This is a genomic window from Alteribacter keqinensis (assembly GCF_003710255.1).
In the GTDB taxonomy this organism is placed as follows: Bacteria; Bacillota; Bacilli; order Bacillales; family Salisediminibacteriaceae; genus Alteribacter; species Alteribacter keqinensis.
On sequence record NZ_RHIB01000003.1, the window covers coordinates 73,185 to 94,820 of the forward strand.

The 21,636-nt window shown below is 45.7% G+C and carries 17 protein-coding genes; 14 read left to right on the plus strand and 3 right to left on the minus strand.

The window, feature by feature from the left end; genetic code table 11:
• Positions 1–2: 2 nt before the first annotated feature.
• Positions 3–947, plus strand: coding sequence for an MTP-1 family protein (locus EBO34_RS15605; protein ID WP_249414128.1), 945 nt, complete (start codon positions 3–5; stop codon positions 945–947).
• A 12-nt stretch (positions 948–959) separates the two neighbouring features.
• Positions 960–2,051, plus strand: coding sequence for a BtaManbiosPhlase (locus tag EBO34_RS15610; protein ID WP_122900286.1), 1,092 nt, complete (start codon positions 960–962; stop codon positions 2,049–2,051).
• Positions 2,052–2,301: 250 nt separating this feature from the next.
• Here EBO34_RS15610 and EBO34_RS21230 read toward each other — a convergent pair whose 3' ends face one another.
• A complete protein-coding gene (locus EBO34_RS21230) occupies positions 2,302–2,916 on the minus strand; it encodes a DUF624 domain-containing protein (protein WP_122900288.1) in 615 nt (204 codons plus the stop codon).
• A 344-nt stretch (positions 2,917–3,260) separates the two neighbouring features.
• Here EBO34_RS21230 and EBO34_RS15620 point away from each other — a divergent pair, with 344 nt between their 5' ends.
• From EBO34_RS15620 to EBO34_RS15630, 3 genes are all read left to right on the plus strand, one after another.
• Positions 3,261–4,526 carry an ABC transporter substrate-binding protein gene (locus tag EBO34_RS15620; protein ID WP_122900290.1) on the plus strand — a complete coding sequence of 422 codons (1,266 nt, stop codon included), beginning with the start codon at positions 3,261–3,263 and terminating at the stop codon, positions 4,524–4,526.
• 93 nt (positions 4,527–4,619) lie between these two features.
• Positions 4,620–5,510, plus strand: coding sequence for a carbohydrate ABC transporter permease (locus EBO34_RS15625; RefSeq protein ID WP_122900292.1), 891 nt, complete (start codon positions 4,620–4,622; stop codon positions 5,508–5,510).
• Between the two features lies 1 nt (position 5,511).
• Complete coding sequence (locus tag EBO34_RS15630; protein WP_122900294.1) at positions 5,512–6,411, plus strand: carbohydrate ABC transporter permease; 900 nt, start codon at positions 5,512–5,514, stop codon at positions 6,409–6,411.
• Positions 6,412–6,607: 196 nt separating this feature from the next.
• Here EBO34_RS15630 and EBO34_RS15635 read toward each other — a convergent pair whose 3' ends face one another.
• Positions 6,608–7,399 (minus strand): SDR family oxidoreductase, encoded by a 792-nt coding sequence (locus tag EBO34_RS15635; RefSeq protein WP_122900296.1) that lies wholly within the window; start codon positions 7,397–7,399, stop codon positions 6,608–6,610.
• 630 nt (positions 7,400–8,029) lie between these two features.
• On the opposite strand from EBO34_RS15635, the gene EBO34_RS15640 reads away from it, so the two are divergent.
• The 8 genes from EBO34_RS15640 to EBO34_RS15675 all read left to right on the plus strand — a co-directional run bounded on the left by EBO34_RS15640 (position 8,030) and on the right by EBO34_RS15675 (position 19,778).
• Positions 8,030–9,043, plus strand: coding sequence for a LacI family DNA-binding transcriptional regulator (locus EBO34_RS15640; RefSeq protein WP_122900298.1), 1,014 nt, complete (start codon positions 8,030–8,032; stop codon positions 9,041–9,043).
• A 181-nt stretch (positions 9,044–9,224) separates the two neighbouring features.
• A complete protein-coding gene (locus tag EBO34_RS15645; protein ID WP_122900300.1) occupies positions 9,225–10,550 on the plus strand; it encodes an ABC transporter substrate-binding protein in 1,326 nt (441 codons plus the stop codon).
• A 70-nt stretch (positions 10,551–10,620) separates the two neighbouring features.
• Positions 10,621–11,511 (plus strand): carbohydrate ABC transporter permease, encoded by an 891-nt coding sequence (locus EBO34_RS15650; protein WP_122900302.1) that lies wholly within the window; start codon positions 10,621–10,623, stop codon positions 11,509–11,511.
• A 5-nt stretch (positions 11,512–11,516) separates the two neighbouring features.
• Positions 11,517–12,347: a carbohydrate ABC transporter permease gene (locus EBO34_RS15655; RefSeq protein WP_122901375.1), complete on the plus strand. Its 831-nt coding sequence runs from the start codon at positions 11,517–11,519 to the stop codon at positions 12,345–12,347.
• An 873-nt stretch (positions 12,348–13,220) separates the two neighbouring features.
• Complete coding sequence (locus EBO34_RS15660; protein WP_122900305.1) at positions 13,221–14,633, plus strand: GH1 family beta-glucosidase; 1,413 nt, start codon at positions 13,221–13,223, stop codon at positions 14,631–14,633.
• Entirely contained in the window at positions 14,593–15,930 is a 1,338-nt protein-coding gene (locus EBO34_RS15665; RefSeq protein WP_122900307.1) for a glycoside hydrolase family 30 protein, read from the plus strand. The genes EBO34_RS15660 and EBO34_RS15665 overlap by 41 nt, the downstream gene beginning before the upstream one ends.
• A gap of 18 nt (positions 15,931–15,948) precedes the next feature.
• On the plus strand, positions 15,949–19,113 hold the full coding sequence (locus EBO34_RS15670) for a hypothetical protein (protein ID WP_122900309.1): 3,165 nt from the start codon (positions 15,949–15,951) through the stop codon (positions 19,111–19,113).
• A gap of 20 nt (positions 19,114–19,133) precedes the next feature.
• Positions 19,134–19,778 (plus strand): YesL family protein, encoded by a 645-nt coding sequence (locus EBO34_RS15675; protein WP_122900311.1) that lies wholly within the window; start codon positions 19,134–19,136, stop codon positions 19,776–19,778.
• A gap of 143 nt (positions 19,779–19,921) precedes the next feature.
• On the opposite strand, the gene EBO34_RS15680 is transcribed toward EBO34_RS15675, so the two are convergent.
• The gene (locus EBO34_RS15680) at positions 19,922–20,272 is read right to left on the minus strand and encodes a DUF2200 domain-containing protein (RefSeq protein WP_122900313.1); all 351 of its coding nucleotides are present in this window, start codon (positions 20,270–20,272) and stop codon (positions 19,922–19,924) included.
• A gap of 128 nt (positions 20,273–20,400) precedes the next feature.
• Between EBO34_RS15680 and EBO34_RS15685 the strand changes: the two genes are divergently transcribed.
• Positions 20,401–21,537, plus strand: coding sequence for an exo-beta-N-acetylmuramidase NamZ family protein (locus EBO34_RS15685; protein ID WP_183163907.1), 1,137 nt, complete (start codon positions 20,401–20,403; stop codon positions 21,535–21,537).
• Positions 21,538–21,636: the final 99 nt, after the last annotated feature.

The window sequence follows — 21,636 nt, forward strand, 5'->3', positions numbered from 1 at the left end:
GTGTGAAAGAGCTGGTGAAGAACGAAGTTAAGACTTGCAGGGATTTAGTAAAAGAGTATATAGGTGTCCCTCAGCCGGAAGCACCTGAAAAAATTCAGTTCTCAGGAGTCGAAGGTCGTGATGTCTATAATATTACCGCTCCATTCAAAGACGGTGAGGAATATGTTATTGCCGGCAGGGTGGAAGAGCGGGACAGTGAACATTCTGAAGTATATTTCTTTGTAAATCGTGGTGGGGAGTGGGTTCCGAGAAAAGGTGATCCTGTTTTTAAACTTCAAGACCCCTTCTTTACCAGGATACGAGGAGAACTTGTCCTTGGCGGGGTGGAAATTTTTCCTCACCCTGAAATTGAAAGTGCGCTGGGGTGGAGAACCGTCTTTTACAAAGGTAAAACGATTTCAAAATTGAAAAAGTTAACCGTTGGTCCGGATGGGATGAAAGACCTTCGCCTTGTTGAATTAATGGATGGGAGCGTAGGGATTATGACGCGTCCACAGGGAGAAAAAGGAGGGAGAGGGGAAATTGGATTCGTAAAAGTCCCTTCCTTGGAGGACGTTTCTATTGAAGTCATAAATGATGCTCCGCTTTTGGAGGGGCAGTTCATTAAAGAGGAGTGGGGAGGAGCGAATGAAATTCACTTACTCTCAAACGGCCTGCTTGGTGTGTTGGGGCATATTGCCTGTTTCGATGAAGAGGAAAATCGTCATTACTATCCAATGGTTTTTGCACTGAATCCCGATACGGGTGATTTCTCTGATATAAGGATTATTGCCCGGCGTTCTGATTTTCTTGAGGGAGATGCGAAACGCCCTGATTTAGCAGATGTGGTATTCAGCGGCGGTATTGTACGTAATGAAAACGGAACCGCTGATTTATATGCGGGAATTAGTGATGCCGAAGCACAACGAATAACAGTCCCAGATCCATTTTTAACTTTTGAAAAGTAAGGAGCCGTAAATATGAATGTTTATCGTTATGAGGAAAACCCGCTTGTGTCACCGGGAGATGTGACTGCACACCGGGACGATTTTGAAGTCATTGGCGCATTTAATGCCGGTATTACAGAATATAATGGTGAAGTAATCATGCTGCTCAGGGTGGCAGAGAGACCAATCAGTAATGACCCTGCTATCGTTAAGGCCCCTGTATTAGACCCGGAAACCGGTGAGCTCACGGTAATGGAACTGAACAAAGAGGACCCTGCGTTTGATTTCTCGGACCCGAGAACCATTTCGAGAGCAGGTAATCCGGACAGCTTTGTTTATTTAACCTCCTTATCTTACCTGAGGATTGCCCGGAGTATAGATGGGCGTCACTTTACGATTGATGACCAGCCGTTCATTTTTCCGTCGAATGAATTAGAGTCCTTTGGTATTGAAGACCCTCGCATAACGAAAATTGAAGATACTTATTATATTTATTACAGTGCTGTTTCTCCTGTTGGTGTTGGAGAATCACTGGTGTCCACTAAAGACTGGGAGCATATTGAACACATGGGTATGATCTTTGCTCCTGAAAACAAAGATGTACTCATATTTCCTGAAAAAATTAATGGGAAATATTTTGCACTTCACAGGCCGGTGCCGAAAAGTACGGGTGCTCCGGAAATATGGATCGCTGAATCTGATAACCTTCGATACTGGGGGAATCACAAATATCTTATCGGTTTAAGAGAAGGTATGTGGGATAATGGAAGAATTGGCGGTGGTGCTGTACCAATTAAGACAGAGGCAGGCTGGTTGGAGTTATACCACGGGGCTTCTTCTGACAACCGTTATTGTATGGGGGCGGTATTACTGGATTTAAACAACCCTGCCAAAGTGCTTGCCAGGTCAGAAAAGCCTATCCTGGAACCAGAAGCGGAATATGAGGTTAATGGTTTTTTTGGTAATGTTGTTTTCTCCTGTGGTGCTCTTGTGGAAGGCGATGTTGTGAAAATGTATTATGGTGCAGCGGATGATTCTATGGCGTGTGCTGAGCTGAGTCTGAAAGAAATCCTGAACTCACTTACTTGTGAAAAAGGAGTAAAGATACCAGGACTTATAAACTGATTTTTTAAAAATAATGAGAAGAGGCTGGGACATAAAGAGAGTGGTTTAGCACATTAACTTAGCGGAGTATATTTCAGGAGCGGTTTAATTGTACCGCATTTTATTCGTTCGGATTCTCCCAGATTAAAACACTTCTGTCCCAGCCACTTTTCGCTTCTATACTCAGTGCCCCGGAGTTAGTTTGCACTAACTCCGGGGCATCTTTTTTGTCAGGATCACGGAGGGGTTTGTAACGTTACAAAACCGCATCTTATTTTTGCTTTGAAAGGTAATTGTGGATGGTCAGAAAGTGGAGAGGGAGCATAACAAAGATAAAGAAAACCAGGGTAGGAAGAGAAATCAGCGTGAGCAGAGTCAGTGGGAACAGGAGGAATATCGATTTCCAAAAATCCTTTTTTAAATAAAGAAAACAATATTTAAGGACGTTTTTAATTGAAGTGTCTTCATCTTGAATGAGAACTGAAAAAGCATACTGGCTGACTAATACCCAAGCTAAAAAACAATAGAAACATAACATTGCGTAGAAGTAGAACAAAAACCCTGCCTGTTGAAAAAAGAAGATAAAATTACTTAGTAATACAACAGGGGGGACAGTAATAACGGTTCCTAAGATAATGGATTTCAGGAAGTATTGTTTTACCCCGGTGAACAAATGTCTTATCTTACTATCCTCTCGTGATTGAATCTGATAAATAAAATATGAATACCCTGCAGTAGCCGGTCCTGCCGTGAGTATCGGTATAGATAATAATAACCAGATGACGCCGGCGACAAGAACTTTAAATAAATGATAAAAGTACTGCTTAAAGGAATGCCCTATGATGCTCATGCTGATAGTCTCCTTTTCAATAATTAGTCCCATCATATCACCATGAAATATTTAATTGAATAGTAACGTGACATATTTTTTGAATTATTTAATTTTATGTTGACTAATTATAAGGATTCAATTAAAATCTAAGTAACGTTACTAATATAGTTACATGTAATTCTTCCTGTCGATAACTGATTCATTTCATCTCTCTCGAGAGATGGTAGGTAACAAATAGTCTTATCACATAAATTAAACATATATTGCTGAAAATGGGTTTTTATTTTGTAACGTTACAAAAGAGGGTTTATGAATTTTGAAAGCGCTTGCTGTTAGCGAGGTTATTTTAGTTTAGTGTACCGGAGTTTAAAAGTTCTAATAGAAATCGGGGGAATATCATGATGAAGTCAAGCAGATGGTTAGGTTCACTTGGTTTGGTCTCTGCACTTACCGTTTTAGGAGCCTGTGGAGGACAAGGGGCAGATGGGAACAGCGAAGCAGAGGGTGAAGTAGCGGGGATTGACTTTGCAGCTTTTGGAGGGCCGGAAGAAGTTAGAGAACTGCAGGCTTTAGTTGATGAAGTCAATGATAATGCAGATGATTACCAAATTAATCTTATTACTATAGCCGATGACTATTATACAGCCATTCAGACCAGGATTGCCGGTGGAAATGCTCCTGATATCTTTTACTTATCACAGGAATGGGTTGCTACTTATGCCGATTCTGACGTGCTGTTGGACATTACAGAGTTTGCAGAGAATGACCCCGACCTGGATCTCGATTCCTATTATGAAGCACCGTTGGAAACAGCTACATATGATGGACAACTCTATGGTCTTCCATGGGTGTCACAGCCGGTCATAATGTACTATAATGTTGATTTATTTGATGAAGCCGGTGTTGAGTATCCGGATAATACGTGGGACTGGGATCAATTCCGGGAAGCTGCCAAGGAATTAACAAAAGATACAAATGATGATGGGCGTATCGATCAATGGGGTACAACGACTCACGGGTGGCCTCCAACACACCAATGGATTTGGACAATGGGTGGAGATGTTATTACCGAAGACGGTGAGGTTGTTTTAGACTCACCGGAATCTATAGAAGGTTTAGAGATCCTTAACAACATTCTTCACGATGATGAAATCATCCCTGCAGCGAATACCATTGAACAGCAGGGTCTTGCGGAGATGTTTAAAGCCGGCCGCATCGGGATGTTCATGGGGGGAGCTGCAGATGACCTCGACCGGGTAGAAGGACTGAATGTTGAAGCCACTGTTGTTCCTCATGGAGAAGAGAGAGCCACGTTTAACTGGATTGCATCCATGGTTGCCAGCTCGAAAACAGAGGACCCTGAAACAGCCTACAAAGCTTTAAGAGATATGACAGAAGCAATTCACACATGGAAAATTGTTCCCCCGGACAGCCGTTTGGCCGATCAGATCCTGGATATTGAGCCTAGGAAGACCGAATCTGCTGTAGAAGCTATGAATGAGTCTATGGAATATGCCCGAGGATTTACAGGCCATCCTAAACAGCAGCAAATTGATACTATATTATGGGACTCCCTTACGAGCCAGTTAATAGCCGGAAATGGTACACCGGAGGAATTAGCGAAAGAAACAGCTGAACAGTTAAGAGATTTATTGGAAGAATAAGGCCAATGGAGAAAGGATCAAAGTCCATGACTTTGATCCTTTTCCATACATAACAAAGCTTGTCATCAGATTTGGACTGGGAGCGTGTATGTGATGAAAATCAAAAATAACAAAGCTTTGAAAAGAAACTTGGAAGGGTACTTATTTATCTCCCCTTGGATATTTGGAATGCTACTCTTTACAGTTGGGCCTGTAATAGCATCCTTCTACATTAGTTTTACTGATTGGAATACTTTTCAATCTCCGAACTTTGTAGGGTTTAGCAATTATGCGGAGTTAAGTCAGGATCCTAAATTTTATCAGGCGTTAAAAGTAACCTTTACTTTTGCTGCATTCAGTGTCCCTTTAAACCTCGCCGGGGGATTGTTGGCTGCCATCTTATTAAATCAGAAAGTGAGAGGGATGAAAGTCTTCAGGACAATCTTTTACCTTCCTGCTGTGGTATCCGGGGTAGCTACCGCTTTACTTTGGAGATGGATTTTCAATTCGGATGTTGGTCTTATTAATAGTGTATTAGCAAAGATAGGAATTGAAGGTCCGAACTGGCTGGGAGATCCAAGTTGGGTACTGCCTTCTTATATCATTATGAGCTTGTGGGGCTTTGGGAACGCGATGTTAATTTTCCTGGCTGCACTGCAGGATCTTCCGAAACAGCTTTATGAATCTGCAGACATTGATGGTGCAAGCCTGTTAAGGAAGTTTTGGCATATTACCTTACCACAGCTATCGCCTATTATTCTGTTTAACTTAATTATGGGTATTATTGCAGGCCTGAAGATATTTACAGAAGCTTACATTATCGGAGGAGCTCAGGATGCTGCCTTATTCTACATGCTTTATCTTTGGCAAAATGCCTTTCAATTTATGCAGATGGGCTACGCTTCAGCGATGGCTTGGATATTCTTTGTCATCATATTGCTCATAACGTTAATAATCCTGAAATCTTCACCTCTTTGGGTGTATTACGAAGGGAAGAAGAAATAATATGACACAGCCTTCACATTCAAAACAAAAAAAGGATGCGTTTTCTTATAATCCAAAAAGCAAAGAAAAAAGAATCTCCCAGGCTTTAAAAACGGCTTTTACCTATTTCCTGCTATGTTTAGGCGGCTTTATCTTTCTGGTACCGTTCTTTTGGATGCTGTCAACTTCGCTGAAAGATTCAAGCGTTATCTTTCAGTTTCCTCCTCAGTGGATACCGGATCCGATTGTCTGGGGGAACTATGTTGAAGCAATGACCTTTGCACCTTTCCACCTGTTCTTCCTTAATTCTTTAACCATTGCGGGGCTGTCCATGATTGGGGAAGTATTTACAGGAGCCTTGGTTGCTTATGGTTTTGCCAAACTGCAATTTAAAGGCCGGGATACGTTGTTTATCATTGTTTTGGCCACAATGATGCTGCCTGGTGAAGTAACGATGATACCTGTATTTATTATGTTTGCTCATATTGGGTGGATAGACACCTATTTACCCCTGATTGTTCCTTCCTACTTTGGAGGAGGCGCGTTCTTCATTTTTATGTTCAGACAGTTCTTTTTAGGTATTCCGAATGAATTGGAAGACGCTGCAAGAATTGATGGCTGTAACACCTTTCAGATTTTCTACCGGATTGTACTCCCGTTATCCAAGCCTGCTCTTGCTGTAGTAGCCATCTTTTCATTTCATGGAAAGTGGAATGACTTCCTGGGACCTCTGATTTATTTAAATACAATGGAGAAATTCACTGTTCAATTAGGATTGGCCATGTTCCAGGGAATGTTCCAGACAGAGTGGTCATTGCTCATGGCTGCTTCAATTGTAGCGTTATTGCCGGTACTTTTAATATTCTTTATGTTCCAGAAATATTTTATCGAGGGAATTAAGTTATCGGGGATAAAAGGATAAGATGCTGGTTTGTTGAATCGGGGTGCCAGGCTCTTCCCATGAGGAAAGGGATATTGTCCTTCCGGATCATGGTTGACCAAAAATGGATAGAGGGATAAGTGGTATTAAAAAGTCTATCTTTGCCCTTTTTCAAAAAGCTGACCGCATCGTGCGGTCAGCTTTATTTAAAGATCTGGAGGGAGAGGAACGGGATGGGCTAGAGTAGCGACTCCGCCCCGTCAATAAACAGCTCTGTCCCCGTGATGTGCCTGGACGCATCCGATGCGAGAAAAAGGATAAGGTCGGCCACTTCCTCCGGTTTACCGGGCCGATGCTCGAGGGGCTGGTTTCCTTCCGGATAATCCACGGGGATTTTGATTTTCTCGAGTTCATCATTTTCAGGATGGGTATTTTCCCCGATGTTTGTCTCAATTGCTCCGGGGCAGATGATGTTGACCCGGATGTGGTACTTGGCCAGTTCGAGTGCCGCCATTTTGCCAAAGGCCATCTGCCCCGCCTTTGAACTGCTGTAGGCAGAGAAGCCAAAGTTGGAAAAAATGCGGTTTCCGTTAACTGAGCTTGTAATAATAATGCTTCCCCCGTCTTTTTTCATGTGGGGAATCGCATGTTTCACTGTAAGGAACGTGCTCTTTAAGTTCGTATCGATCGTCTGGTCCCACTCGTCTGCTGCCATATCTTCGATGGGAGTGATCTTCCCGTTCACGCCGGCGTTGGCAAAAATAATGTCGAGCTTTCCGAATCGATCAATCAGATTCCCGTAGCATCGTTCGATATCTTCTTCTTTGGAAACATCCGTCTCAATGATGACGGCTTCTCCGCCGAGCGCTTGAATTTCCTTTTTTGTTTCCGTTGCGTCGTCTTCTTTGATGTCAGCCAGCACGACTTTGGCGCCGGCTCTCGCCAGGTGAATGGCGGACGCTTTGCCGATCCCTGAACCGCCTCCTGTAACCAATGCCACTCTTTCGTTTAACTGCTGTGATGTGACCATCCGTATCCAGCTCCTTTTTCCTTATAAACATTACTGGAGTTATTCCCTTGCTGGAGAAAAAGTAACGTGATTTTCTCCGAGAGGGTTTCCAGCAATTGCGATAGAATAAAAGCAATTAAATCCCGGTTTTGTGAGGAAAACATGGTGCCCGCATTTAAGAATTAAGCGAAATCACAGGATCCGCCATGGAAATTAAAAATCGTTCCGAACTGAAAGCATCCCTGCAACGAGTGGCCTGAAATGGTGCGTTACACGTGAACTGAAAAGGCTGCGACATGGACAAAGGAAACAGAGGACGTTTTTAACAAAGCTTAGTCTGTGATAATGGGGAATGTGTATATATAAGAGGTTGATTTGGATGCAATGAGCCAAAATCCCCCTTCAAGTTTAATAGAGTCAACGATCTAGTGATATTCACCTGTTTTATGCGGAAGAAGGAACCTGATAAAACATCTTCTCTATCGTTAACCTCAGGCTGAAAAGCCAGTGGGATTGCCATTTTACATACAATTTTTTATGATCCGGGAAGGTATAAAAAACACCGTTCCCGACCTCCAATCGGCTCTTGATGAACTCTTCCCCATGCAGTATACTTGTACCGAAAGCGTTTTCGGAAATGAGGAATCAGCGATGACTACGATATACGATATTGCGAAAAAAACGGGATTCTCGATTACGACGGTTTCCCGCGCACTTAATAATTATACTGATGTTAGTGAAAAAACGAAGAAGAAGATTCTGGAGGCAGTGGACGAGATGGGGTACTATCCAAACTCCATTGCAAGGTCCCTTACAACAAAGAAATCCTGGACCATCGGAGTCATTTTTGTTGAAGATCTGGGTGTTGGAATGAAGCACCCGTTTTTTAGTGCGGTCATTGAGAGTTTTAAGCAAAATGTAGAAGCTCTTGGATATGACATTATTTTTCTCAGCCAAAACATCGGCGGTGAGGAAAAGAGCTATGTGGATCATGCAATTCACCGGGGGGTGGACGGGATCATCGTCATGTGCTCTGACTTCGATGATGTTGAAGTTCAAAAACTAATCGAATCGCCCATTCCAAGCCTCGTGGTCGATTTGCACAGTGACAAGTCCAGTGTGATTTACAGCGATAATTACCGCGGGAGCATCCTGGCTGTAGACCATCTTGTGGAACTGGGCCACCGTAATATAGCTCATATTAAAGGATCAGAACAGACCTATGCGGGACTTGAGCGTCTTAGAGGGTTTCGGTCGGGAATGGAAAAGCATCAGTTGGACGTTCCGTCTTCCTACATCGCTGACGGCGGTTTTTTCTCCTATGAGGGAGGCTATGAAGCCATGCAGAATATCCTGGCCCTTGGAGAAAAACGTCCCAGCGCTGTGTTTGTGTCAGGAGACAATATGGCTTTAGGAGCACTGAAGGCATGTAAGGAAGCCGGGGTCTCTGTTCCGGATGATCTGTCGATTGTCGGGTTTGACGATATTGAAATTTCAAAACATATTACACCGGCTCTTACAACAGTGCGTCAGGATACAGACTTAATCGGAAAAAAAGCATCAGAGGTGCTGGTTCATCAGATCAATACGAGAAGCAGGGACTATGCCGTAGTGATGATTCCTGTGTCACTCGTGGTGCGTGAATCTACAAAGGCCGTTAAGTGACCTTTGTAGATTCAAAATTTTTTAATAATTTTTACGAAAACGCTTTCGGAATTTGAGGAATGGTGCTATGATAGATTCGTAAGATTCGAAAGCGCTTTCGAAAATTTTTCGCTTGTTTCCGAAAGCGCTTTGGATAAATGGTTCGGGGGAACCGAAAACAAAATAAGGGTGGGATTACAGTATGAAGAAGTGGTTGCCATTATCATTAGTGGGGATGTTGGGTCTTGGTGTATTAAGTGCCTGTGGAGGTACTGAAGATGCGGAAGGAAGCTCATCAAGTGATAAGCTGACAGTATGGTCATTTACAGATGAGCTTGAAGAGCCGATTGAGGTTTTTGAAGAACGCCATGGGGTTGAAGTTGAATTAACGATCATTCCGATTGAAGATTATCCAACACGTCTTCGTCCGGTACTTGAGAGTGGAACCGGAGCTCCGGATGTATTCACCGGAGAAATGGCTTTCATTAAAGAGTGGGTGGAACAGGACTATTGGGAAGATCTTTCTCAGGAACCATATAACGTTGAAGAATTTAAAGAGGACTACGTAGATTACGTGTTTGATCTTGGCCGCGACTCAGAAGGTGCAGTTAAAGCCCTTTCCTGGCAGACAACTCCTGGAGGTATCTTCTACCGCCGAAGCATTGCGGAAGAAGTACTTGGAACAGATGATCCGGCTGCGATCGGCGAGCGTCTTTCTACAATGGAAGGTATGTTCGAAGTCGGTGAAGAGTTAAAAGCTGCAGGCTATCGTTTATTCCCGGATGAAGGTGCTGTTCGCTGGTTCTCCCAGGGTCAGGATCCTCAGCCATGGGTAAATGAAGACGATGAACTTGTTATGACTGAAGGCCGTATGAATCACTTCGATTATGCAAAAGAGCTTCGTGACAAAGACATGACAGCGTTTGCTCCTGAGTGGTCTCCGGCGTGGTTCGCTGCAATGGACGGTCCGGTTAACTACAATGCCGGATGGGATGAAGTAGATGAAGATGCATCCAGTGAAGTAGAAGTGTTCTCTTATGCCCTTCCAACGTGGGGACTGCACAGTGTACTTAAAACAAACGTAGAAGAAACAGCCGGTGACTGGGCAGTAACAAATGGTCCGAACCCTTACTTCTGGGGCGGTACGTGGTTAGGAATCTACAGTGACTCAGACAATAAGGATCTTGCGTGGGAGTTTGTACAAATGATGACACATGAAGATGAGTTCCTTACTGAGTGGGCTCTTGAAACAGGAGACGTTCTTTCCTACCTTCCTGTAACTGAAGAAATTAAAACAGAATTCAGCGATGACTTCCTTGGAGGACAGAACAACTACACGTTCTTCCTTGAAGAAGCACAGAACATTGACCCTAATGTCGTGACTCGTTACGACCAGCAGATCGATACCATGTTCGGTAATGCTGTAGGTGAATATGTTGACGGTGTAAAAACAAAAGAAGAAGCACTTGAAGAATTTTACAACTTAGTTCAGAACGCTTACCCGCATATCCAGGTGCCGAATAAGTAATCAGAAATGAGAGGGAGCAGGAGCACTTGGCTGCTCCCTTTTAGATAAGAACGGATGGAAGGTGTATTAGATGAAAAAACTTGATTATAACGGCTATCTGTTTATCATTCCTTTCTTTTTAGTATTTATTACCTTTACGATTTACCCGATTCTCTTAACCTTCTATTACAGCTTTACCAGCTATTCAGGAATGGGAGACCCGGAGTTTATCGGTCTCGCAAACTACACCAGGCTCGTTACCGATCCCTATTTCTTCCGTGCTTTTTATAACACGATGTACATATGGGGCATCAACTTTGCATTTCAATTAGGTATTGCGTTGCTACTCGCAATTTTGTTCTCGGATATTCGCTTAAGAATGAGAGGGCTGAACTTCTTCAGAGCAGCCTTTTACCTGCCAAACTTAATTACGATTGCTTCTGTTGCCCTGCTTTTCGGGATTCTTCTCGGCTGGCACCACGGAACAATCAATCACCTGCTACTGGATTTGGGTATTATCTCTCAACCGATCAACTGGTTGAATGACCCGACAACGGCACGATGGTCTGTGGCTTTGATCGGGGCGTGGATGTGGTTTGGTCATACATTCATCATCTTGATGGCGGGTATTTCAGGTATTTCGAAAGATTACTTCGAAGCAGCCTTGATTGACGGTGCCAACCGCTGGCAGACACTTACGAATGTGACCTTGCCTTTATTAAAACCAATCATGCTTTACGTATTAATTACATCCCTCATTGGCGGATTGCAGATTTTTGACCTGCCAATGCTGATTACCGATGGAATGGGTGCACCTGAAGGGTCACTGAACACGATGGTGCTGTATTTATACAATCAGGCTTTCAGGTTTAATAACTACGGATATGCTGCAGCTGTTGCCTATGGATTGTTCGTTATTACTGTGGTGTTCTCATTAATCACATTTAAATCCATGTATCGAAAGAATGTAAAGGAGGGGTAATGATCATGGGGAAAACAAACATCGTGAAAGGGATTTTATATCTCGCTCTAACCTTGCTGGTCATTATTAGTTTCATTCCTTTTTACATGATGATCATTAATGCAACGAGATCCAACGCGGAGATTCTTCAGCACGGCTTTACGCTTTTGCCGGGCGGGGCGCTCCTCGATAACTATGAAATTCTAATTCAGTATATGAACCTGTGGCGCGGGTTTGCCAACAGTCTTTTCGTTGCTGTATGTGTAACAATCCTGAGCTCGTACTTTAGTGCCTTAACCGCTTTTGGATTCGCTGTTTATAACTTTAAAGGACGTAACTTTCTCTTTGTCGTTATGCTCTTATTGATGATGGTACCGGGGCAGCTCGGGCTGATCGGGTTTTATGACCTGATCCGTACGATGGGACTGCTCGATACGTACATTCCGTTAATCATCCCGCCGATTGCGTCACCGTTTATTGTGTTCTTCCTTCGTCAGTTCCTGCAAACGACGATGCATCCTTCTTTACTGGAAGCCGCTCGCATTGACGGAGCAAAGGAGCTTACGATTTTCCACAAAATCGGTATTCCGATTATGATGCCGGCTGTGGCTACGATGGCAATCTTTACGTTTATAGGATCATGGAATAACTATATCCTGCCGTTGGTCGTCTTGTTCAGTCCGGAAAAGTATACACTGCCGGTTATGATGGGTGCTCTTCGCGGATCCCAGGTGGCACAAAACCTGGGAGCGATGTATCTCGGAATCGCCATTTCCGTAGTTCCGATCATGATCGCATTCCTGTTCCTGTCTAAATACATCATCACCAGCATTTCAGCAGGAGCGGTGAAAGAATAACGCTGTTTCGGTTAACTGTTTAAAAAGGCTATTAAGAAAAAATTTATAGAACGCTGTTCTTCCGGGTTAAACGGTGGTGTTGATTTCCGTTCTCTGCGCTCCCTTTCCACGGACGGTTCGGGAGCCTCCTCGACGCTTCGCCTCTGCGGGGTCTCCCCGGAACTCGCTCCTCCCGCAGGAGTGTCGCGCAATCGCTCCAATCAACACTGCTTTTATTCAGTAATGCTCTTTAAATTAAAGCTGAAAAAGCTGATTCACAGAGCATCAACACCTTCTGAGAAGCAGGTGTAAATCTAAAATCCTTCTATTTTTAAGTTAATAGAATTAATTATTTGCAAAGCACGGGTGCAACCGGAATGGCCGAGACTCCAGCGGTGTTGGGGCCGGGTTTGAAAAAGTCAGGCTTTCAAATGTATGTCACCGATCTAAAGCTTTATTAAATTAGCTTATATATGAGCTTTGTTTATTGTTATCTATTAAAAGAAACAGATGATTGCAGCGACTGGGCGACACTCCTGCGGGAGCAGGTGGCAGGGTGAGACCCCGCAGTGACGAGCATTTCCTTCATGAGTATACGACGAGTTGCTTCGACGCAGAGAGCTGCAAAGGCTAGCTGGGAGAGGAAGAAGCAGGAAAGCTGGAGGAGGCTCACCGGCGCCCCCGCGGAAAGGGAGCTAAAGGAGCGGAAATCAACATCTACCCTCAACAGAGTCTTTATTAAAGAAATTGTTTTTTTCAGTAGCCTCATGAGGAGTCAACTTCACTTCTGCGAAAAGCGAAGGCCATGCAGGCAGCATCAATATCTCTATTATTAAAACAACCAGTCACTGTAAGCCAGGTGATGAAAAGAAATAATCATAAGAGGTGGTTTCATTGTCTAGATTTAAGGATGATTTTATTTTTGGAACGGCAACATCCTCCTATCAGATTGAAGGAGCATACAACCAGGGCGGACGGTCATTATCGATTTGGGATACCTTTTCCAAAACACCAGGCAACGTCTGGAACGGCGATGACGGAGATGTGGCGTGTGACCACTACAACCGCTACAAAAAAGACGTCCAACTGATCAAGGAACTGGGCGTAGAATCGTACCGCTTCTCCATCGCATGGCCGCGGATCTTTCCTCAGGAAGGCGTCTATAACGAAGAAGGAATGGTCTTTTACCGATCCCTTATCCAGGAGCTGAAGAAAGCCGGAATCAAACCGATGGCCACCCTTTATCACTGGGATCTGCCAATGTGGGCGTACGAAAAAGGCGGATGGGTGAACCGGGAGTCAGTAAACTGGTTTCTTGATTTCGCTGAAGTCTGCTTTAAAGAGCTCGATCAGGATGTGGAAGCATGGATCACTCATAATGAACCATGGTGTGCAAGCTTCTTAAGCTATCACGCGGGACACCACGCACCTGGTCACCGAAATATGGACGAAGGACTGAAAGCCGCTCACCATATTCTCCTTTCTCACGGGAAAGCGGTTCAATTATTTAAAAACGAACTCAGCTTAACAACGCCGATCGGCATTACGCTGAACTTATCCCCTGCCTACGCTGCGACCGATTCTGAAAATGACAAGCTGGCGCAGAACAACGCGGACGGCTACGTTAACCGCTGGTTCCTGGATCCGATCTTTAAAGGCGCGTATCCGGTGGATATGATGAACCTGTTCTCGAAACATGTTCATGATTTTGACTTCATTCAGTCCGGGGATTTGGATGCAATCTCGGTTGAGTGTGACTTCTTTGGCATTAATTATTACAACAGAGCGCTTGTGAAATTTGCAGGTAATGAAAACCTTCTTTATATCTCTGCTCACTCTGAATATAAAAAGACAGGCATGGGCTGGGACGTGTCTCCACAGGAGTTTAAAGAGCTCATCTACCGTCTGCGCAAGGAATACACAGATTTACCGATCTTTATTACAGAAAACGGTGCGGCATATGATGACGTGCTTGAGAGCGACGGATCGGTTCACGATGGGGAACGTGTCGCCTATGTGGAAGCCCATTTGAAAATGGTACACGAACTGTGTGAAGAAGGCATGAATATTGCCGGCTACTTCCTCTGGTCCCTGTTTGACAACTTTGAGTGGGCCTTCGGTTACGAAAAACGGTTCGGAATCTTTTATGTGGACTTTGAAACACAGGTAAGGTACTGGAAAGACAGCGCCAAGCGATACAAGGAAATCGTTGAGACCCGTTCATTGACAGAGAAAACGTTTCAAGTGAAACAAGGAGTGTTGCTGCATGAAGAAAACGATGCGTCTCGTTCAGTCAGCCAGGGATGAAGAAGGCCGCTGGCTTGATAAAGGAACCGTTGCTTTTGAAGAAGGACGCGCGGAAACTGACCGTGTCGTAACCCTGAACCCGGACCGCACCTACCAGGAGTGGATGGGATTCGGCGGTGCCTTCACCGAAGCAGCAGGCTACAGTTTGTCAAAAGTGTCAGATGAGCACCGGAAAGACATTATTAAAGCGTACTTTAACCCGGCTCTTGGACTCGGTTATTCCCTCGGGCGGACGCACATTCACAGCTGCGATTTCGCTCTGGGGAACTACACGTACGTTGAAGAAAACGACGAAACGCTTAAAACGTTCTCCATCGAACGTGAACAGAAGTACGTGCTGCCTTTTATCAGAGAAGCCGTGGAAGAAGCCGGTCAGCCATTAACGCTCCTTGCTTCACCGTGGAGTCCGCCGGGTTGGATGAAAACGACCGGAGAAATGAATCACGGGGGCAAATTAAAGCCGGAATACGCCGGACTCTGGGCTGAGTACTATGCAAAATACATTGAAGCGATGGAAGCAGAAGGCATTCCAATCTGGGGTGTGAGCGTGCAGAATGAGCCGGCAGCGAAGCAGGTTTGGGATTCGTGCCTTTACACAGCAGAAGAGGAGCGGGATTTTATTAAGGATCATCTCGGTCCGACGCTGGCACGTCATCAGATGGGTGATAAAAAAATCATCATCTGGGATCACAACCGTGACATCATCGTGGAACGTGCGGAAACGGTTCTTTCAGACCCTGAAGCTGCCCAGTACGTATGGGGTACAGGGAACCACTGGTATGTATCCGAGGAATTTGAAAATCTCTCTGTCGTTCATGAAAAATTCCCTGACAAGCATCTTTTGTTTACGGAAGGGTGCATCGAAGGGGGCGTCCAGCTTGGTGCCTGGCACACAGGGGAGCGGTATGCCCGCAACATTATCGGTGACATGAACAACTGGCTTGAGGGCTTTATTGACTGGAACCTTGTGCTCGACGAAAAAGGAGGGCCGAACCACGTAGGAAACTACTGTGATGCTCCTGTAATCGTCGATACAAAGAACGATGAAGTTCACTATAACAGTTCGTATTACATGATCGGCCATTTCAGTAAGTTTATTAAACCCGGCGCCCGCCGGATTCATCTTGAGAAGCAGGTGGACGGACTGTCCATGACCGCTTTTAAAAATGAAGATGGTTCCATTGTGTTTGTCGTACTGAATGAAACCGAAGAGGATGTTTCCTTTTCCCTGCAGATTGACAGTCAGTCTGCCGATGTTGTAAGTACGAAGCGGTCCATTGGAACCTATTTGATTTAGCAGGCTGGAGGTTACAACATGTATAGATTAACAAACGACCATGACTTTAAACTGGAAGGGTTTCAGCAGAAGCCTCCGTTTTCGAGCTTTCTTCCAGGCATTGCCGGAGTTCGCGGCATCCCGATGTGGGGGTTTTACGTTAACCGCGGGCAGGGCATTGCAAGCTTCGGGGTAAAAGACAAAGATCACGCCATGACAGAGTTTTTCCCTGCAGATAAAGCGTATCAATATACAGGAACCCATGGCTTCAGAACGTTTCTGAAGCTGCGCCGGAACGGGGAAGACACGTTTGTTGAACCTTTCGCCGCTTCAGGGGCTGAGGAGACGATGACGATCTCTGAAAACCGCCTCGCTCTTACGTGGAACGACCCGTCAGAGGAGCTCTCAGTTAACGTATCGTATGTGAGTCTGCCGGATTCTCCTCTGGCCGGGCTCATTCGCCATGTGACGATAAAAAATGAAGGCAAAGAAGCGGTTCGTATTGAAGGCGTGGACGGTCTGCCGGTGATTTTTCCGAGCGGAGTGCCGAACCAGGCCTACAAGGAGCTTGGAAATACGCTGAAAAGCTGGTTTGATGTTGTGAACCTTGAAGCTGACGTTCCTTTTTACAAGCTTCGGGGAAGTGTGGAAGACACATCTGAAGTCCGTGAAATCACAGAAGGTAATTTTTACACGGGACGCCTGTATTACCGCGGTGAAGACAGGGTCGTGTCCCCGATCGTGGACCGTGATGTTCTGTTCGGAGAAGAGACGTCTCTGAAGGCTCCTGTTTTATTTCAGCAGGAAGCGCTGGACACGATTCAGAAAAAGACCGAGTATACAACGAATAAAGTGTCAGGGGGGTTTACGCCTTTTGACGTGGAACTCGCACCGGATGAGGAAATTGAGCTTTTCTCCGTTATCGGACACGGCAGCTCCGTCGACGTGGTGAATACGTTCGCGTCAGCTCTTTCTGTTGATAAGCTGAGAGAGTTGCAGGAGCGGGCCGTTCATATTACCGGTGATTTAACAGACACGGTGAAAACAGCGTCGGCTTCTTCCCTCTTTGATGCATACACGCGTCAGGCTTTTCTCGATAACGGCCTCCGCGGAGGGTTTCCGAAGGTGTTTGAAGGAGAAAACGGACACAAAGTCTATTATGTGTATTCTAGAAAGCACGGGGATCTGGAACGGGACTACAATTTCTTTTCCCTCAGTCCCACCTACTATTCCCAGGGGAACGGGAACTACCGGGATGTTAACCAGAACCGGCGCTGCGATGTGTTTTTCGAGCCGAAGGTGGAAGATTACAATGTCCGGCTTTTCATGAACCTTATTCAGCTTGACGGGTATAATCCCCTGTCGGTAAAGGGGGTCCGCTTTCAGCTGGACAACCTTGATGAAATAGATTTCAGCGCCTGGGTTAACGCAGGGGATCTTGAGAAGGTAAAGGGGATGTTCGCTTCTTCGTTTACACCGGGAGAGATTATCCACGCACTTGAGAAGGAAGACATCTCTCTGAAAACGGATGCCGAGTCCTTTCTAACCGAGGTGATCACCCGCTCGAGTGAGCAGTTTGAAGCGGCGTTCGGTGAAGGGTTCTGGATGGATCATTGGACGTACAATCTGGATCTGATCGATGCTTATTTAGCTGTTTATCCGGACCGGGAGCAGTCGTTCTTCTTTGAGCGCCCGTACCGGTTCTTCGAAAGTGCCGTCAGAGTCAAGAGCCGCGCTGAGAAATACTTGGTGAAAAACGGTGACCTGAGGCAGTACAAGGCGATTGAGCACGATGAACAGAAGACGGCAAAACAGAATAAGTCGGGCGGCACGCCTTGGATCCGCACCGGTCAGGGTGACGGGGAGATTTACGAGACGAACCTTTATTCCAAGCTTCTGCTTCTTGCGGCTGTTAAGACAACCACGCTGGCACCGTACGGCATGGGTGTTGAGATGGAAGGGGACAAACCGGGCTGGAATGATTCCCTTAACGGTCTGCCGGGCATGCTCGGGGCGAGTACGTCGGAGCTTTATGAGCTTAAGCGTCTGCTTAACCAGTTGTCCGCTGTTTCAGGCGAAAAAAGCGTACGTCTGCCTGCAGAAATCGAGCCGTTCTTTACCAATGTTGGGCGTCTGCTGAGTTCAGAGAAGGACGAATCAGATACAGCTGAGATGATGGCCCACTGGCATCATGTTTCTTCCCTCCGCGAGACGTACCGGGATACGATTTACCGGGGAATCCGCGGGGATGAGATGGCGCTTTCCACTGAGGAAACGGAAGAGCTTCTTGACCTGTTGCACGGCGAAGTGGACCGGGGCATCCGGGCTGTTGAGCATCTGACCGACCCGCTGCCGCCGACGTATATTTACTTTGAACCGAGTGAAAAGATTGAAGGCGTCAGTGTTGATGTTGCGAATCTCACATTAATTCCGAAGCCGGTCGCTCCGTTTTTGGAAGGTGTTGTGAAAAAGATGAAGCTGACGGAGAGGCGGGAAGATGCTGCCCAGCTTTACAAACATGTGAGACAATCACCGATCTTTGATGAAAAGTTGAAGATGTATAAAACGTCTATGTCAATCGCAGATGAGCCGAATGAACTTGGAAGAGCAAAATCGTTTACACCGGGATGGCTTGAAAATGAATCGGTCTTTCTTCATATGGAGTACAAGTATTTACTTGCGACCCTCCAGGCCGGTTTGTATGATGACTTTTTCAAAGATATGAAGACGGCACTTGTGCCATTTCTGGATCCTGCGGTTTACGGAAGAAGTCCGCTTGAGAACTCATCGTTCATTGCCAGCAGTGCGAATCCGAATCCCGCGTTGCACGGCAGAGGCTTTGTTGCGCGTCTCAGCGGATCGACCATTGAGCATTTGAACATGTGGGTCACGATGATGGCAGGGAAAAAGCCGTTTCGTCTGGAAGACGGCGAGCTTGTGTGCGAGCTCGATCCGGTTCTGCCTGAGTGGATGTTTACAGAAGACGGCGAGCTGTCGTTCACGTTCCTCGGATCTACGGTTGTGACCTATCTGAATGAGAAGAAAGCAGATACTTTTGGTGAAAAAGGCGTCAGACCGGTTCTGTTTGAGGTAGAATGGAATCATGGTGAACAAGAGACGGTTGAATCCGGCCGATTGGCGGGCAGACTGGCTGAAGCCCTCCGGGAAGGAAACCTGAAGCGGATCAACGTTCGACTAGGATAAACGTGTTTGGGGGAATCAGCATGATAACAGGAAACAGACTGGTAAATTGGATTTACCGCGGGTTAGAGGTGTTTGTAAAGATAGCGGCACTGAATGTGATGTGGATGGTATTCACGGTGTTGGGTGCAGGTGTTCTCGGATTTTTTCCGGCGAGCGCCGCTCTCCTTTCCGTGATCCGGAAATGGATGATGGAGGGCATTGATACGTCTGTGCCCCGGACATTTTTTGCGAGCTACAAAAAGGAATTCGTGAAGGCGAATGTGCTCGGGTACGCCGCCTTGCTTTACGGATTTGTGCTGTTTACAAACTATCAATTTATGCTCAGTGCCGATGGAATCGTCCAGCTCCTTATAGTAATTGGGCTGATCATTCTGGGCACGCTGTTCTTCCTGACGGTCACCTTCTTATTTCCGGCCATCGTTCACTTCGATCTTCCGGTGCTTAAAGTGGTGAAGGTGGCGTTCCTGTTCGGGATGACGCATTTCTACCTGGCGATCCTTGCAGGGATCGGGCTGACCGTAACCTATCATATTGTTTTGTTCTTCCCCGGCATTTTCATGTGGTTTGTCCCGAGTTTGACAGGCATTATCCTCATGCCCGCAGCCTACAAGGCGTTTCAGAAGTTTTCACGTGAAACAACGGCTGATGAGGCTGTTAAGGTATAGGGGCGGACGAAATGAAATGACCTTTCCTTTGTGAAAAGGAGAGGTCATTTTTTTTGTTTTATAAAAAAATCTGATCCTTTTCTGCATCAGTGGGCCCGGAAATTGCAAAAGTTGAGATTTATATAGAGAATCAATTCTATTAATTATTTACGCAAAATCTTCTCCATCGCTTTTCCTTTAGCCAGTTCATCGACGAGCTTATCGAGATAGCGGATTTCCTGCATCGTCGGTTCTTCGATGTTTTCCACACGGACCCCGCAGACGACACCTTTGATTAATGATCGCGAAGGATTCATTTCCGGGGCTTCAGCAAAAAAGGTCTCAAAATCTGTCTGTTTTTCCAGCTGCTCTTCCAATCCGTCCTGGCTGTATCCTGTCAGCCAGCGGATGATTTCATCGACTTCTGTTTTCGTACGCCCTTTTTTCTCCGCTTTATTAATATAATGGGGATAGACACTTGCAAAACTCATTGTATAGATCCGGTGTTTGGCCATCGTTCCCCCTCCTTTATTTGATTTGCTTAATCATATCACGGAAAAAGGATTTATTAAAAATAGAATAAGTGCCGCTTCATTTTTATGATAGAATAATTGGAATTTCCAATATGAAAGGGGATTTCTTCATGATCCAGACAGGACTTGAGCGTTTTTTAAAAGAGCATCTGATCATGCTGAAAGGAAAGAACTTCGGCCTCATGGCCAACCATACATCAGTGACATCCTCTTTGAAGCACAGCGTCGATGCGCTGCAGGAGAGAGGGTTCACTCCGGCACGGATTTTTTCTCCGGAGCACGGATTTCGCGGAAAGGTAAAGGCGGAGCGTGAGGTAGGCTCGTCCGTCGATGAAGGGACGGGAATTCCCATTGAAAGTCTGTTTCCCTTTGACGAATCCCGGTTTTTCGAAGCAACAGCGGAGCTGGGTCTGCTTCTTTTTGATATGCAAGATATCGGGGCCCGGTTTTATACATATATCGACCTGATCGCCTATGGTTTGAGGGCGTCGAAGGAACACGGCATTCCCTTTATCATCCTCGACCGGCCGAACCCGGTTGGCGGGATAATTGCGGAAGGACCGTTATCCAGGCAGGGCGTTGCTGCTTCCTTTTCCCCAAGTGGCCTCCCGGTGAGACACGGTCTGACAGTAGGGGAGATCGCAATGGAGCTGAATCAAACCATCGGCGGGAGGCTCGAAGTCATCACCATGAAGGGATGGGAGCGGGACATGCATTATAAAGAAACCGGACTGCCGTGGGTACCGCCGTCACCGAATGCCAATGTCATGGAGATGCCTCGGTTTTATTATGGACTGGCCCTTCTGGACAGCATCAATCTCTCCCTCGGGGCAGGGACGGACAAGCCTTTTCGGCAGTTAGGTGCGCCGTGGCTTGACGCTGGGAAGGTAATCCGGAGGCTGGCTGATAGAAAGATAGAGGATGTGGCACTGGAAGCTGTCACATTCACGCCCACACAGGGAGATTACGAGAATGAGAGATGTGAGGGTGTGAGAATTCGTCCGGTGAGTGAAAGCTGGAATGCGATGATACTGGCGGGACAAATTTTTGAGGTTTTGAGATCCGAACAACCATCGTTTGTTTCATGGAAAAATAAGGATGATCGGTATTGGTCAGACTTCATCTATGGGACAGATGGTTTGCGACTTTCCTATAATCAGGGAAATTCCGTCACTGCCCTGTTTTGCCACGATTCCCTGCAGTCCCAGGCGTTCCTCGATTTTCAGGCAAAAAAACTGTATACATGACTGGGTAAAAAAGACTATCCACACTCACTCCTATTCGTCTATTGTAAAATTGTTTCAATATTCTTAAAATTTAGTTGAAACAAAATTACAATATCAGGA

What these genes read in the sequence shown, in the direction of transcription:
- EBO34_RS15665 (WP_122900307.1), top strand. Translation starts at nt 14,593, where the DNA reads ATGAAGAAAACGATGCGTCTCGTTCAGTCAGCCAGGGATGAAGAAGGC.
- EBO34_RS15675 (WP_122900311.1), top strand. Translation starts at nt 19,134, where the DNA reads ATGATAACAGGAAACAGACTGGTAAATTGGATTTACCGCGGGTTAGAG.
- EBO34_RS15685 (WP_183163907.1), top strand. Translation starts at nt 20,401, where the DNA reads ATGATCCAGACAGGACTTGAGCGTTTTTTAAAAGAGCATCTGATCATG.
- EBO34_RS15640 (WP_122900298.1), top strand. Translation starts at nt 8,030, where the DNA reads ATGACTACGATATACGATATTGCGAAAAAAACGGGATTCTCGATTACG.
- EBO34_RS15655 (WP_122901375.1), top strand. Translation starts at nt 11,517, where the DNA reads ATGGGGAAAACAAACATCGTGAAAGGGATTTTATATCTCGCTCTAACC.
- EBO34_RS21230 (WP_122900288.1), bottom strand. Translation starts at nt 2,916, where the DNA reads ATGATGGGACTAATTATTGAAAAGGAGACTATCAGCATGAGCATCATA.
- EBO34_RS15625 (WP_122900292.1), top strand. Translation starts at nt 4,620, where the DNA reads ATGAAAATCAAAAATAACAAAGCTTTGAAAAGAAACTTGGAAGGGTAC.
- EBO34_RS15630 (WP_122900294.1), top strand. Translation starts at nt 5,512, where the DNA reads ATGACACAGCCTTCACATTCAAAACAAAAAAAGGATGCGTTTTCTTAT.
- EBO34_RS15610 (WP_122900286.1), top strand. Translation starts at nt 960, where the DNA reads ATGAATGTTTATCGTTATGAGGAAAACCCGCTTGTGTCACCGGGAGAT.
- EBO34_RS15635 (WP_122900296.1), bottom strand. Translation starts at nt 7,399, where the DNA reads ATGGTCACATCACAGCAGTTAAACGAAAGAGTGGCATTGGTTACAGGA.
- EBO34_RS15620 (WP_122900290.1), top strand. Translation starts at nt 3,261, where the DNA reads ATGATGAAGTCAAGCAGATGGTTAGGTTCACTTGGTTTGGTCTCTGCA.
- EBO34_RS15680 (WP_122900313.1), bottom strand. Translation starts at nt 20,272, where the DNA reads ATGGCCAAACACCGGATCTATACAATGAGTTTTGCAAGTGTCTATCCC.
- EBO34_RS15645 (WP_122900300.1), top strand. Translation starts at nt 9,225, where the DNA reads ATGAAGAAGTGGTTGCCATTATCATTAGTGGGGATGTTGGGTCTTGGT.
- EBO34_RS15670 (WP_122900309.1), top strand. Translation starts at nt 15,949, where the DNA reads ATGTATAGATTAACAAACGACCATGACTTTAAACTGGAAGGGTTTCAG.
- EBO34_RS15650 (WP_122900302.1), top strand. Translation starts at nt 10,621, where the DNA reads ATGAAAAAACTTGATTATAACGGCTATCTGTTTATCATTCCTTTCTTT.